Origin of the sequence: Cyanobium sp. ATX 6F1, from assembly GCF_024346315.1 — a bacterium.
In the GTDB taxonomy this organism is placed as follows: domain Bacteria; phylum Cyanobacteriota; class Cyanobacteriia; order PCC-6307; family Cyanobiaceae; genus ATX-6F1.
The window spans coordinates 287713-301476 of the sequence record NZ_JAGQCS010000005.1 but is presented as its reverse complement, the minus strand read 5'-3'; the positions used below and the strand labels follow the sequence as shown (position 1 = coordinate 301476).

Here is a 13764-nt window from a genome sequence, read left to right as displayed (position 1 = left end):
CGGAAGGACTTGGGCTTCTGCATGCCCCATTCTGGTGGCCAGACCCATTGCTGTCACTGGGATCTGGGCAGATTTATGGGCGTCTGTGGAGAGCTCGGCCGCTGATCTACGCGCAACAGGCTCCTAGCGCCTGGCCGCCTGTGGCCGCTACCAGGTGGTGATCACCCTGGGGGCTGTGATTCGTGGCGATATACCCCATTTCGAAGTGGTGGTGGCCGAGGCCAGCAAGGGGGTGGCCGCCGTCGCGCGGGAGACGGGAATCCCCGTGATCTTCGGGGTGCTGACCACCGACACCCTGCAGCAGGCCCTGGAGCGGGCGGGCATCAAGAGCAATCTGGGCTGGTGCTACGCCCTGCAGGCACTTGCGATGGGGAGCTTGATGGCGTGGTTGCCGGTCGGAATCCTCATGAGTTCTCTGAATAATCCAATCAACTCTGTGAAAATTAGACACTCGTGTCAGCCGTGATGCGAGACCAGCAGGAGTCCACTCATTCCGTGTACTTCTATATTTTGACTGAGGAGCGGATGCTGGCCAACCATCGGGTGCCGGATTCGGAAGCTGGCTGATTAGACCCTTGATTTCTTAATCCCATCTTCTGTAAGTTGTAACCCTAACAAAGTTGTCCATCGATCCCACCCGAGGAGATCTTGCTCGCCTCGCTGTTCAGGCGTTTTATGGGATACGTTCTGAGCGCCTGTAATCTTGAGCATCTCGACCGCAATCTGATGCTGCGCTGGTTCGTCAACCTCAGCAGTGACGATGCGATTTGTAACCCGATCATGTTCACCAAAAATCGTGACCGCCTGCCTACTCAATGAGTTCGCCTTGGGCGGGTTCCTCAAGGCGCTGATGGAAGCATCTCAATTGAAACCCATGCACAGAAAGGGGACTTCTCGGTGGACGCCATTTTGCTCTGACCTCGGGAGGTAGAGCATCCAGGAGTCGTAGAAGCACATCGTGTTCTGACATCGGCCCAGAGAACAAGAGAAGCCTCAGGGATCGCTGCACTGGAACCTAAGGGCAGTCGAAACTAAGGAGAAGATGTATTTCGGGTTACTACCCTGGCCACCAGTTCCGCACTCTAAGAGATAGGGTAATCGACTATCTGGGAGGAATGAACCGCTGAGAAGTGATCATTCAATATTAGCTTGGAAGGAAAAGTGTAGCCTGGGAAATCTCACTCAAAAAGGTCGTTTGTTCGCAACCTCCTATGGCGCTCTGCGGAAGGTGACTCCTTAGGTAGACCCTGCCGCTGGAGAGCCTATCTCCGGAAGTATCCATTCTCCGCTCTCTATCCGTCGACAGGCAATCTCCAGATCAAGAGGATAGTTGATGTCAAAGCCTTCCATCTCTGTGGTAAGGAAAGGGGCGACGAGATGCCCAGCAATCGAACCGGTTTCTGCAAAGCAAGAGTAGCGAGCGATCTCCAAACTTGCGTTCTGCACATAAACGGTGGGCAGCGCGGCCATCTGTGAACTGTGCCAGGGGGTACCTACCTGATCGAAAGGTAGAAGCGGCGTCAGAAACGGTCCATTCATCCTCCACATCTTGCCGGGATGGAGGCTGGTTTTCTCCACTGCCCGGACCGAATCGGCACGGTGGTTTTCCTGGAGAACCGCGAAAGCTCGCCGGATGGTGTCAGCCTGACGAAAGGGGCTCGTTGGACGCAGGATCGAAAAGTACTCGATCGGCCCGTCCACGAAACCTGATTCGAAGAACCAACGCACCCAGCTGATGTCCGGAGAGTCGGATCGAGCGGTCGACTCGGGGCGCAGACCGGGCACCCTGGCTCCGTAGGAACGGGCGATGTCTGCATAGTTCTCGCTGTCGGTAACGACGTGAACGGTATCGAAGCAGCCGCTCTCCAAGGCTGTGGCAATGCTGTAAGCCATAAGGGGATGGCCGCCAAGCTGAGCCACATTTTTATCCTGCAGGCGGGACGAGCCGCTACGGGCTGGGATCAGAGCGAGCCGCGTCATGAACCTGGGGAACGGGCCGCCTCGATGGCGTCTCCGATCAGGTCGCATATCTCACGGACGGCACCGTGTCCCCCCAGGCGAATAGTGATGAAATCGGCATGCTCGAGGACTGGGGGGAAGGCGTCCGCCACGGCGAAAGCGATGCCGACGGCCTTCATGGCATCGATGTCGTTGATGTCGTTGCCGACGAAGGCAGCGTGTTCCAAGAGGATGCCATGCTCGGCGCAAACCTTGGCGACAACCTCAGCCTTGTCCTCAACGGATTGATGAACAGGGAGAAGGAGTTTCTCTGCCCTGCGGCTCACTACTGGATTTATCTCTGTGGAGACGATCAACTGAAGCACCCCCATCGAGCGCAATCGCGAGATACCGAAACCATCCAGCCTGGAGCAGCGTACGTGTTCGATTCCATTGGAATCAACGAGAACATGATTATCGGTGAACACCCCGTCAAAGTCATAGAAGATGATTCGGATGGTGCTTAGATCGCGGCGGCGGATCATGTGTTGCGGCTGGGTAAAGCCGAGAGGTTGATGAAAGCAATCCGAGTAAATCGCTGAAAGTAACTATTTCAATCAGAGTCTGCCAAGTCTTCGTGCCTGATGGGCATTCCCTCGTCGATTTTGTGAATAACCCTTCGGCCAAGCATGGTATTGCTTTCCCGCACGGGTATGTGGGTTTTATCAAAAATCTTGCCTGTGACCTTCTCTAGGGTGATCTGATCCCCTGGATTCAATGGCACCCTGGCGGCCAAAGATTTCCCCAGCTTCTGGAACACCGGTTCGGTTCCCAGGCTTTCCTTGGGTTTGGGTGTCATCATCGCGGGAATTCGCTTGATATCACGGGTGAAACGCCGGAATCCATCGGGCTCCAAAGCAAAGCTATGGTCGGTTCCCTTCCAGGATCGATTGAGAGTGACGTGTTTTTCAAAAACACGTGCTCCGCACATATAGCCCACAGGGCCACTGACGATCCCATTGAAGTGGTCGGAGAGGCCGATCGTGATGTCGGGATAGTCGTTGAGAAAGCGCTCAATCTGATGCAGCCCGAGATGGTTATACTCGCAGGGATACTCGGAGACGCAATGCAGTAGAGCGATTTCGTCGTGATGGCGCAGAATTGTGTCGACACTACTTCTAATCTGTTCCTCGGTTGCCCCTCCCGTACTCACCACCACAGGAATGCCAGTGGCGGCGATGCGATCGATGAATGGCAAATTTCCGATGTCGAATGAGGCGATTTTCAGTAGGTCGGTTTCCAGATCAACCAGTAATTGAAGGCTGTGCTCATCAAACGGCGTCGACATAAATAAGGCTCCGGCCTCGCGGCATTTGGAGCGCAGAATTTGCTTCTCCTTAGGAGTCAGTTCAAGTTGCTCTCGATGTTCTCCATAGGTGGGACCAAAGGCATTTTCACTATCGTATGACTTATTATAGGCGGCTTCGGAAAAGAGATAGCGATTATTCCTGGTCTGAAATTTAATGACATCGGCTCCGGCTGCAGTGAAGCGATGAATATATTCAAGGGCGTTTTCCAGTTGTCCCTGGTGATTCTGGCCCACCTCGGCAATGATCAGGGGTTGATGGGACGTTCGCAGATTTTTAAGCATCAGCGGATGTAGATCTTACTCAGTTTAACATGCTTCACTGTGCCACAGCCTTAGCTGTTCGGTGAGACGCCCTAGTTCGCTGCGGTTGGATTGTTCCATTCTCTTGAAAACTGCCTGGCTAGAAGGCCCTCCCTGGGCTCGAGGCCAGTGCTGGCAGAGGTAGGCCACGGAGTCGGGCTCACTCGGGTTCACGTAGGAGGCGGCATCGCCCAGGATCTCCCGGAATACGGGCAGGTCGCTGCAGATGATACGACAGTTCTCGTTTAGGGCCTCGATCAGGGGAAGGCCGAACCCCTCCACAAAGGAAAGCTGCCAGTAGTAAGAGTTCTTGCGGTAGAGATCGAGTAGCTCGGCCTCTGAGACCCTTTCCAGCACTCGCAATCCATGGCTCAAGGGCCGAGCTAATTCCTGAACAGCATTTGCTGCGTCGGTAACGATGGTCAGTTGCCATCTGGAATCTGTCCTTAACAGCAGTCGATAGGCAGCGAGGACGCCAGATAGATTCTTGTTGGCGGTGTTGGCTGCAACGGTCAAGATCGAGAACTCTGAACGCTCTAGAAACTCGGTCTTCTCCATCTGCGAGTCTTCAGCAATTCCCAGACTCCTTGAGGTTCCTTTCAGAAGATAGTAGAGAACGAAACTAGTGGCGGCAGGTCTGCTGCGAAGTTGGTCGACTCGATTTTTATTGGTGAAGGTGGTGACGAGCAGTAGATCTGCCCAGCGCAGATTGGCGGCGACGATGAGCTTATAGTAAAGATATTGACTGAATCGGTAAACCCTTGGCATGTCCTGCCAGTAGAGATCATTGATGACCACAACATTGTGGGCACTACCGAAGACTCCGCATGAACCGATTGAGATCACAATGTTGTCTGTTTTGCCGTTCCGCATGAAATAGATTTGTCTGCTCAAGTAGCGACACCAGAGCATCTGCGGCAGTTGTATGGAGCGTATGCTGACGTCATAGTCAGAGAGGCGCATGCTGAGATATGCAGCGTTGGCAGGCCCGCTTACCACGCATTCGATTGGAAAAGGCAGAACTTGCATACTCAAGGATTTGGCCAGTTCAATACCATACTGAAAGGTCCCTTTCAGGTATCCTCCATCTTTGGCGTAGCTGAAATCAATGATCAGATGCTGCATGAAAGGGTGACCCAAATGCAATGCCGTCCAAAATTGCCTTTTCGCCATCGCTGGCTTCGGATGCAGTGAGAAGTTCCCACTCGATCATCCGTCGCCTGAATAGATGGAACGCATACCGTTCGGCACGTTCTTGGCAGGGAGGAGTTCGATTTTCCAACATGTCCTTCACAACCGTGGGCAGATCTTCACCTCGTTGGAGATCGCGACCCACATTTTTGCCCCGTAAGCAGGATTCACCGCAGATTAGTACGGGCTTGCCGAGGTAAGCGGCCTCGACAGCCGTTTTGGTGGCATAGACGATCACCAGATCGCTGGACTCCAGGAGCTGATAGGTGCTGATGGGTTGGTCGGCACTGATGATAGAAAGATTGGTGCAGCGGTTGGCGGTCTCGCGGAGTTCATCTGCAGAAGTCGTTGTAGCCATCCTTCGACCCGTCACTTCGGCCGGATGGATTCTCACCACGAATCTCGTGCCTGGAAGTTTCTCCGCACAGCGGCCGATATCCTGGAGCCAGGTTTTCATGTCGCTGTAGGTGTTGGCACTAAAGTGGGCTTGGGCATCCCAATCTACGTTTGTGAGGACAGAGACAAGGGGGCCATCGATGTTGCTCGAAAGCTCAGGAGCCTTTGATTCGGCATTCTTGTGCACGAAGGAGATCCAGTCCTGTTCTCCAGACCGGCGTGAGGTCATGTAGTTTGCCAGCCAAAGCCGTTCATTCTCGCTGAGAGCGTAGTTCTCCCAGGTGGAATTTTCTTCCTCAATGAGTTGTCGGTGGTAAGTATCACCGTGGCTTAGCAGCATAGTATGGCGCCGATAGCCCTTGTGCCAAGTCACAACTCGGATCTTATGAGCATGCGCGGTGGCTACGATCACTCCCTGAGGAACATAAAGACCATGGTTCACCACGATGACTTCCGGGGAGAAGATCTCAAGAATTGATTCCATTCGCAGGACTGTTTGACAGGCGGCTTCGGCAAATCGACGAACGATTGAGGCAGGAATCTGGCTTGGCTCAACAACCTTTCCATAGAAACGAATGAGGCCGGAACGAACGTGTTCACTGATTGGGACTCCGTGGAAGAAGCTTTCTTTCCCTTCGAGGAACCTCTGTACCCATCCTTCTATGTCCGATTGGCCCTGTCCGCTGGCATGCATATAGGTGAATACCTGGAAATGATTATGGATGTAGGTATTGAATGTTCCTGAGCAGTAAGCGCAGGTGTGTCCTGGTCCTTTCCGAGAAAACTCCTTTTCGCTGTGAAACCGCTCCTTTTCACAGAGTGCACAAGCAGATAAACTGCCATCACAGATAAGAAAAGCCACTGAAGCGCCTTGTCTCTGCAGCCGTATTCCTAGACAGATGTCCAGGCTTGAGATGTCTACGTTGCCTAGAATTGAACTGGCAATCAGGATGCGCCTTTTGCTATAATCACTCAGTGGAGGACGATCCTGTGCTTTAGAGAAGAGTTCCAACGCGCTGTTGGCACGACGTCTCAAGCGTGCCGGCAGAATCGTGCGACTCCAGAGACTGCTGAGGCCCGGAAGAAGCTTCAGTTGCTTCCTGAGGCTAAGCTTCATTGGTAACCGGGTGTAATGCACTGGCTCTTGGGATCATCTTGTAGGCAATGCTTGCTGAGAACTTGGTTGTTGCCAGAGTACGAGGATCGCATGGAGATGTGATGACACTCACCATCTTACCCCTACGCTAAGCCCTGTGCAGCTGTCTGGTTCTCTCGGCAATCGAACCTGTTATGCATCGACTACTCCCGATCAGTTCGACGATTGTCACTTATCGAGCTGCAGAAGATCGTGTTTATGGCGAGCGGTTGTTGGAGTGCATTGATGGTTTGCTCTCATCCGGGATAAGCGGCCCACTGTATATCGTAGACAATAGTAGAGAGTTTGGTCTAGGGTCGATTTTACCCACGGATCCTCGACTCCACTATCTGCACTTGGGCGGGAGAAATATTGGCTTTGGAGCGGCACATAATCTTGTCCGAAATCTAGAATTGGGTGCTTTTCATCTGATCCTTAATCCTGACATTGTCTTTCCAGATGCTTCAGTCCTCCAGACCCTAATAGGTCTACTGGAGGAGTTCCCTTCGCTGTCGATGATCCAGCCTTTGATATGCGATGTGCGACCGCCTAATCATTTGCAGCGGCTATGCAAGAGGAATCCCACCTTGCTTGCCCAGATAGGTAGGGCTGTTCTAGGGCCGCTCTACTTCAGGGTCTTGGGTAGGTACAACGACTGGTATGAAATGCGTGGAGTGGCTTATGGCAGTTCGCTGGTTTCTTCCACATATCTTTCTGGAGCTTTCATGCTTTGCCGTACAGATCGACTTCATCGTGCTGGTTGGTTCGACCCTGCTTTCTTTCTTTATCTCGAGGACGCTGATCTCACGCGCAGGCTCGCATCGTATGGACCCTGCGTTCATTGTCCCACGGTTACGGTTTATCACCATTGGGCACGTTACAACCGAACCCGCCTGTTGCCATTCCTCTCCGCTGTTTGGTCTTTTGTTCTCTACTCTCGAAAATGGGGACTGGTATGCTGGTAATGTTCTGCTTTCATAATCCCAGGATGCCAGGCTCCATCCCGACTCCAGAATTTCCAGCACCGAGAGACATGGGAGCGAGATCGTGGGGGACTGAGACTCTCATTGCACTCTCTCCAGGTAAGTATTCGCTTAAGCGTCTCTTCGTCCATGCGGGCTCTCGCGGAGGCCTCCAGTATCACCATTTTAAGGATGAAAGTGCCTATCTTGTCAGCGGCACCATGCTCCTGCGGTACGACGATGGGAGTGGACAACTTGTTGAGAAGTTGGTCGGCCCAGGAACTGGCTTTCGTTTTCCGCCTGGATCGGTCCACCAGGAGGAAGCCATCACCGACTGCGTTCTAATTGAGGCCTCCACTCCCCATGCCAATGATCGGGTTCGGGTTGAGTCTGCTTACGGCATTGATGCCGGGATCGACAACCTCCTTCCTTCCACCACTCCGGAGCAGGTCACACTTCTCTCCTGATCGAACCTCAGCGTTGCAGTTCATTTAGCAGACCACACGCACCTTCGCTGAGCAGGACGGTATCTGTAGTCACGGCAATGAACTGAAATCCCTCCTCTCGCCGTTGCCGAATGGCCTCGGGTTCCAGTGCGATCACCCCGGCTGCTACTCCTGCCCTCTGGGCGGATTCCAGAACACGGTGTGCTGCCGCAACGACGCTTGGATGATCTACTTGGCCTAGTAGTCCGAGGCTTGCGGAAAGGTCATACATGCCCACGAACACAAGATCAAGGCCAGGGACAGCCACGATCTCGTCAATGGCGTCCACGGCGGTGATGTGTTCGATCTGCGCAATGGCCAGGATCTCTTGGTCGGCGACTGCCGCGTAGGATTTCGCATCTTTCGTTCTCCAGCGGGTCGGTGCCATGGCTGGGCCGAATCCTCTTATCCCCTGAGGTGGATATCTCAGGGCGGCAACTGAATCGCACGCATCCGTTGCGGAATTGATCATGGGCGTGATGATCCCCATGGCACCTGCATCCAGATGGGCCTTGGCCATCCAGCTGAAATTCTCGGCCAGTCGTACAAGGGGCACGGCGTCTGTACCCTGGCTGGCCTGGATCATCATCTGAACCGTTTCAACAGATATTGAACCATGTTCGGTATCGATCCAAATCCAGTCGAACCCCTGGGAGGACAGCAAGGCCGCCACCGTAGGGCAGGCCAATTGCAGGATTGCTCCGTAGACGGGCTCACCGGAACTGAGTTTGCGCCGTAAACGAGCAAGTGAGTCCGGTGAGCCGACCAAAAGAAAACGTGCTGAAGTTATTGTCGATCATCGTCGGACAACAGCCGCTGCACCAAGAATCGTTATTTATTACTGAAAGAATTTACGTATGGAGACCAGGTTGAGTCGGCTTGCTGTCCTGGGCCTTGGAGTTCGGTCCAGAGTGAAAGAGACTCCTCAGTCGGCCAGGGTGGCTGGTCACTCTGCCATGACACGCTCGCCCCAGATGCCCGATGCCGCTGGCTTCTCCGTAGGAGAACAGATCATCTGCAAGATGCGCACTGCCAAGCAGGTGATTAGACATACCATGAGCAGCGGGATGTTGTGTAGTCCTACCACTTATGAGCTTGGCGAAGCTATACGATTCGTTTCTGTTAACGTAGCGAAGGAGAGCTGATTGGAGGTCATTTGAGGGCCTGCACTAAGGCAAAGGGGGCCATATACCGATAACTTCGTAGCCAACCATGAGGTGATCAGGGATCAAGTCCTTATCCTTCCGTGTGAGAAGCTGCACATCCAAGATAGTTGTCGCCCAGGTTGGTTTCGGAGGGCGGCACTTCTAGGAAGGGGATAACCCACCCGAGTAGCTTTCCTGTAACCAATTCTTCCAAAGCATGCATGGTAGAGTGATGACCTGAGATAATTTGTACCTTGGCCCCGATGCGGATGGAGGAGAACATGAAAGCTTCTCCCTTGCAAATGCTTGTTTCTCGGGATGAAGTTGTCCAGGCGAAGGCCCATTATCGCCCTGAGATCGATGGCTTGCGGGCCGTTGCCGTGGTTGCAGTCATTATCAATCACTTCAATAAGTCAATCTACCCGGGGGGATATCTAGGAGTCGATATCTTCTTTGTGATTTCCGGCTTTGTCATCACTTCCTCCCTGGCCGGTAGATCAAGCAAGGACCTCGGCGACTTTCTCCTGGGATTCTATTCCCGTCGTGTCAAGCGTCTGATCCCTGCCTTGCTTGTGTTCGTGCTGATCACGAGCCTGTTGATCTCCCTCTTTAATCCTGATCCACATCTCTCCCTGCGTACGGGTATTGCTTTGGAGTTACCCCGATTCTGTGGACAGTGATCAGGGCCCCGCGGAGATGACTGTACGGGTAGCGATGAACTGCTGCTCGTAGTCGATCGGGCTGAGGTAGCTGATCGTTGAGTGACGTCGCTCACGGCTGTAGTAACCGTCGATCCAGAAGGCCAGATAACGCTGCAGCTGCTGGGGCGTGTGCAGGGCTTCAGCGTCCTCATCAAGGTCGAGCTCGTGTTTGAGGGTGGAGAAAAAGCTTTCCACCACAGCGTTGTCCCAGCAGCAACCCTTGGCCGACATGCTGCAGCTGATCTGGCGGCTCTCCAGCAGCTGCCGGTAGGCCGTAGCCCGGTACTGGCTGCCCTGGTCCGTGTGGATCAAAAGCTGTTCCGGTTCGATCTGGCGGTGCCCAAGGGCCCGATTGAGGGCCTCCAGCACCAATGTGGCTTCCATGGTGGCGGCCATGGCCCAGCCGACCACGCGGCGGCTGTACAGATCGATCCAAACCGCGAGATAACGCCAACCGCTGCTGGTGCGGATGTAGGTGATGTCACCTGCCCAACAGCGGTTCGGCTCTGGGGGCGTGAATTCCTGCTGCAGCAGGTTCTCAGCCACCCCAGCGGCCTTGCTGCCACTGTTGCGGCATGGCCTGAAACCGCGCCTGGTCTACTCCTTCTCTTCGAGAGCCTGCGGCTACGGAGAAGGCTTCGCCTATGGCCTTGAGTGCAGCCCGACGCATGAGCCGGGCGACGCGGTGCCGGCCCACCAAGCGACCAGTGGCCCTCAGTTCCTGATGGATCCGAGGGGCGCCATAGAAGCCGCGGTGCTGCTCGAACACCGCGGCCACCTCAGTGGTGATGGCAGTGTCCGACGACAATCTGGTTGAGGGGTCGCGCCAAACAGGTTGACCGCTCTTGAGGGGCTGAGCTGAATCCGGTTGCCATGCGCAGGGCACCGGGCCATGCCTGCTCCCCTCACCGTTCAACAGATTGCGCTGTACATGTCCAAGCGACGAGTCAGCGGCAGCCAGCAGGTGGCTGCCGCTGCGGCGGGCATTTCGGTGAGCAGTCCCCACCGGATTGATCGCGGCCGCATCCAACCCAAAGCCGCCAAGCCCCGTGGTCGGCGGCGTCCAGACCCATTGGCTGAGGTGTGGGAGCCCTTCCTGGTGCCCCTGCTTGAACGCCATCCGGCCCTCACGCCCACCACGCTGCTGGAGCACCTGCAGGAGCAAAAGCCAGATCAGGACTGGAGTTTGCTCAAACGCACCCTGCAACGGCGGGTCCAGCATTGGAAGGCCCTCCATGGCCCGGCGCCCGAGGTGATGTTCCCGCTGGCTTATCAGCCTGGAGAGATCGGCTTCTGCGATTTCACCAAGGTCAAGCGGGTTGAGATCACCCTGCGCGGTGAGCCCTTTCCGCATCTGCTGTTCCACTACCGCCTGGCCTGGAGCGGCTGGGCCTACGGCCAGGTGATCCATGGTGGCGAGAGTTTTGTCGCCCTCTCAGAAGGACTGCAGAACGCCCTGGCCGCCTGCGGCGGTGTGCCTAAAGAGCTACGCACCGATCGCTTATCTGCCGCCAGCCGTAACCGAGACGGCAGCTATGCCATCGACATCACCCCCCGCTACCAGGGCCTCTGCAACCACTACGGCCTTTCGCCCAGCCGCAACAACCGTGGTGTGGCCCATGAGAACGGCATCATCGAGGCACCCCACGGCCATGTGAAACGGCGGCTGGAGCAGAAGCTGCTGCTGCGTGTCAAGCGACATCCGGAATTGGTCCTCCGGCGACACGAAAACTGGCCCACCCTGTGGGGCTGTAGCGCCGGCTTGTTGACGCCGTAGCCGGCGCCGGTAGGTCTTGCTCATCAGTCGTTGGGAAAGGGGGTGGATCGGGAGGAACGGGATGCTCATGGGCTCCCTTCCTCCCCGGTGGCTGGGATGGTGCTCACGGCACTGCTGCTCTTGATCAGACCGGAGCGGCGTTTCTCGCGCAGCCGGTAGCTGTCGCCCCGTACGGTCAGCACATGGCTGTGGTGCAGTAGGCGATCGAGGATCGCGGTGGCGACGACCTGATCACCGAACACCTCGCCCCACTCCATGACGGGGCGGTTGGAGGTGATCAAGACGCTGCCGCGCTCGTAACGGCGTGAGATCAACTGAAAGAACAGGTGTGCCGCATCGGGCTCCAGCGGCAGGTAGCCCAGCTCGTCAATGATCAGCAGCTTGCTCTTGCCGTACTGGCTCAGCCGGGCCTCCAGCGCCGTCTGGTTGTGGGCCCGGGCGAGGGTGGAGATCAGCTCCATCGCCGAGACGTATTGCACGGTGTAGCCCTTGCTCACTGCCTCACGGCCCAGGGCGACGGCCAGGTGGGTCTTGCCTACTCCTGGCGGACCGAGCAGCAGCAGGGTGTCGCCGTTGGCGACCCAGCGGCAGGTGGCGAGTTCCCGGATCTGGCCTGGATCGAGCGAGGGCTGGGCCTCGTACTCAAACCCCTCCATCGTCCGCACGAACGGGAATTTGGCGATGCTCATCGCCATCGCGATTCGCCGCTGGTCCTTGCGGGCGATCTCCGCCGCACACAGCCAGGTCAACGCCTCACGCAAGTTCAGCTCCTTGCGGGCCGCTTCCTCGAGCAGGTTGTCGAGCTGATCGCGAATGGCGGTCAGCCGCAGGCGGCTGAGCATGTCGTCCAGCTCCTCTACGGGGATCGGCGGCATCGTGGCCATCGGCTGCAGGCGACGATCCGGCTGCCCGGTTTTCGTTGGGCTCATACCGCCACCTCCTCGCCCACCTCGGCGGCATAGACCGCCAGGGAGCGCGCCAGTTCTGAGCTGCGCATCACGCCGGTCCGCCGCCGCGTTCCGCCCCCACAGGGCGGGGACGTGGCTGAGGCGGACCCAACGCAGCTGGCGCCATCGGCTGAGGGCAGTGACCGTTCGGCCAAGTCCTGCTGCGGCGCTGGCACCAGGCCATCCCAGTGCCCCCGCAGCACGGAGCGATGACGTCGATTGGCCGCCATTCGTTCATGGCGGGCGACAACCCGGCCACCATGGCGGATCAGCACCTGCTGATCGCGCAGCAGCACGCTCACCCGCTGTTTGAGCAGCTTCCAGGGGACGCTGTACCAGTTGCCCTCCACCTCGACGCAGGCGTCGTTGTGGACCACCCGCACCAGCTCCCGCTCCGCCAGGAACGACGGCTTATGGGGCAACGGCTGCAGGGCAGCGGCCTCCTCCCGCTGGAAACGCACCACCGGCTGTTCACCGGTCGTTCCGTGGATGCGAACGTCGGCCACCTCCCGGCACCACTGCTCGAGATGGGCTTCCAGCGCCTGCCAGCTGGCGAACTCCCTGCCGGCCACGGCGTTCTTCTTGACGTAACCGACGCCGCGCTCGTCCTTCCCCTTGGTCCTGGCCCGGTAGGGCCGGCAGGCTTTGGGAAGGAATCCCCAGTAGCGGGCAAAGGCATCGAGCCGCTCGTTGAACACCAGCACCTGACGGCCCGGATCGTGCTCCTTGACCAGGGCGCGGGCGTTGTCAAACAACACCTCAGTCGGTACGCCCCGCCAGTGGCGGAAGGCCTCCTCCATGGTGAGTAACCAGTTGGCCTGGCGCTCATGCCGGTAGGCCCGCACCACCAGCCGCCGCGAGTAGCCCAGGGTCAGCACGCACAGGTGCACCTTGACCCGTTCACCAGCGATGCGGGCATAGGTCTCACCGAAATCCGCCTGCAGCTGCTTGCCCGGCGGCGTCTCAAACCGCACTGTCGCCAGCGCTGCAGCCCGCAACTCCTGCCGCCACTGCCCCACCGCCCGTTCCACGGTGCGCAGTGACACGGCGATGCCCTTCTCGCTGGCCAGCTCCTGGCGCACCACATCGGCATTGCCGTTGTGGGCAAGGAACCGCTCCTTGAGCCAGTCGTACTGGCCATCAAGAACGCCGATCCGCCGGGGTGTGCCGTAGGACTCCCAGCCTCCTTGACGGCGGTACTTACGGACGGTTTCAGGCGAGCAGCCCAGTTCTTTGGCGATCCGCCGGCGGCCCCAGCCAGCCGCGGTGAGGCCAAGGATCGCCTGGACATCCTCTGGAGTTTCCAACGCCGCATCCCGGGAGCTCTGCTCCTGAGGTGACAGCACCGCGCTGATGGCGCTGGCCCTGGTCAGTGGCTCGCAGAGGGGGGCCATGGCAGCGTTCTCTTGGGCCCTTGG

The 13764-nt window shown here is 57.1% G+C and carries 13 protein-coding genes and 1 pseudogene; 4 read left to right on the top strand and 10 right to left on the bottom strand.

Features of this window, described 5'->3' with window-relative positions; translation table 11 throughout:
* Nucleotides 1-127: 127 nt before the first annotated feature.
* Nucleotides 128-466, top strand: a pseudogene (gene ribH, locus KBZ13_RS10035) (6,7-dimethyl-8-ribityllumazine synthase); the annotation flags it as partial.
* A gap of 164 nt (nt 467-630) precedes the next feature.
* Complete coding sequence (locus KBZ13_RS10030) at nt 631-819, top strand: transposase (RefSeq protein WP_255008761.1); 189 nt, start codon at nt 631-633, stop codon at nt 817-819.
* A gap of 417 nt (nt 820-1236) precedes the next feature.
* Here KBZ13_RS10030 and KBZ13_RS10025 read toward each other — a convergent pair whose 3' ends face one another.
* The 6 genes from KBZ13_RS10025 to KBZ13_RS10000 form a co-directional block, all read right to left on the bottom strand.
* Nucleotides 1237-1980 carry a cytidylyltransferase domain-containing protein gene (locus KBZ13_RS10025; protein ID WP_255008718.1) on the bottom strand — a complete coding sequence of 248 codons (744 nt, stop codon included), beginning with the start codon at nt 1978-1980 and terminating at the stop codon, nt 1237-1239.
* Nucleotides 1977-2483 (bottom strand): KdsC family phosphatase, encoded by a 507-nt coding sequence (locus KBZ13_RS10020; RefSeq protein WP_255008717.1) that lies wholly within the window; start codon nt 2481-2483, stop codon nt 1977-1979. The genes KBZ13_RS10025 and KBZ13_RS10020 overlap by 4 nt, the downstream gene beginning before the upstream one ends.
* A gap of 68 nt (nt 2484-2551) precedes the next feature.
* Nucleotides 2552-3589: an N-acetylneuraminate synthase family protein gene (locus KBZ13_RS10015; protein ID WP_255008716.1), complete on the bottom strand. Its 1038-nt coding sequence runs from the start codon at nt 3587-3589 to the stop codon at nt 2552-2554.
* 24 nt (nt 3590-3613) lie between these two features.
* Nucleotides 3614-4732, bottom strand: a complete 1119-nt coding sequence (locus KBZ13_RS10010) for a glycosyltransferase (protein WP_255008715.1) — start codon at nt 4730-4732, stop codon at nt 3614-3616.
* Nucleotides 4713-6206: a hypothetical protein gene (locus KBZ13_RS10005; RefSeq protein ID WP_255008714.1), complete on the bottom strand. Its 1494-nt coding sequence runs from the start codon at nt 6204-6206 to the stop codon at nt 4713-4715. Before KBZ13_RS10005 ends, KBZ13_RS10010 begins: the two co-directional genes overlap by 20 nt.
* 1559 nt (nt 6207-7765) lie before the next feature.
* Nucleotides 7766-8464 (bottom strand): HpcH/HpaI aldolase family protein, encoded by a 699-nt coding sequence (locus KBZ13_RS10000; RefSeq protein ID WP_255008759.1) that lies wholly within the window; start codon nt 8462-8464, stop codon nt 7766-7768.
* Nucleotides 8465-9184: 720 nt separating this feature from the next.
* Here KBZ13_RS10000 and KBZ13_RS09995 point away from each other — a divergent pair.
* A complete protein-coding gene (locus KBZ13_RS09995) occupies nt 9185-9601 on the top strand; it encodes an acyltransferase (protein ID WP_315859622.1) in 417 nt (138 codons plus the stop codon).
* Here KBZ13_RS09995 and KBZ13_RS09990 read toward each other — a convergent pair whose 3' ends face one another.
* Nucleotides 9602-10168, bottom strand: coding sequence for an IS3 family transposase (locus KBZ13_RS09990; protein ID WP_255008713.1), 567 nt, complete (start codon nt 10166-10168; stop codon nt 9602-9604). It abuts the gene before it with no gap.
* Nucleotides 10161-10430, bottom strand: a complete 270-nt coding sequence (locus KBZ13_RS09985) for an IS3 family transposase (protein WP_255008711.1) — start codon at nt 10428-10430, stop codon at nt 10161-10163. The genes KBZ13_RS09990 and KBZ13_RS09985 overlap by 8 nt, the downstream gene beginning before the upstream one ends.
* A gap of 123 nt (nt 10431-10553) precedes the next feature.
* Here KBZ13_RS09985 and istA (KBZ13_RS09980) point away from each other — a divergent pair, with 123 nt between their 5' ends.
* Nucleotides 10554-11399: an IS21 family transposase gene (gene istA / locus KBZ13_RS09980; protein WP_255008709.1), complete on the top strand. Its 846-nt coding sequence runs from the start codon at nt 10554-10556 to the stop codon at nt 11397-11399.
* A 65-nt stretch (nt 11400-11464) separates the two neighbouring features.
* Here istA (KBZ13_RS09980) and istB read toward each other — a convergent pair whose 3' ends face one another.
* Nucleotides 11465-12328, bottom strand: a complete 864-nt coding sequence (istB, locus tag KBZ13_RS09975) for an IS21-like element helper ATPase IstB (RefSeq protein ID WP_315859619.1) — start codon at nt 12326-12328, stop codon at nt 11465-11467.
* Complete coding sequence (istA, locus tag KBZ13_RS09970; RefSeq protein WP_255008707.1) at nt 12325-13740, bottom strand: IS21 family transposase; 1416 nt, start codon at nt 13738-13740, stop codon at nt 12325-12327. The genes istB and istA (KBZ13_RS09970) overlap by 4 nt, the downstream gene beginning before the upstream one ends.
* Between the last annotated feature and the right edge of the window lie 24 nt (nt 13741-13764).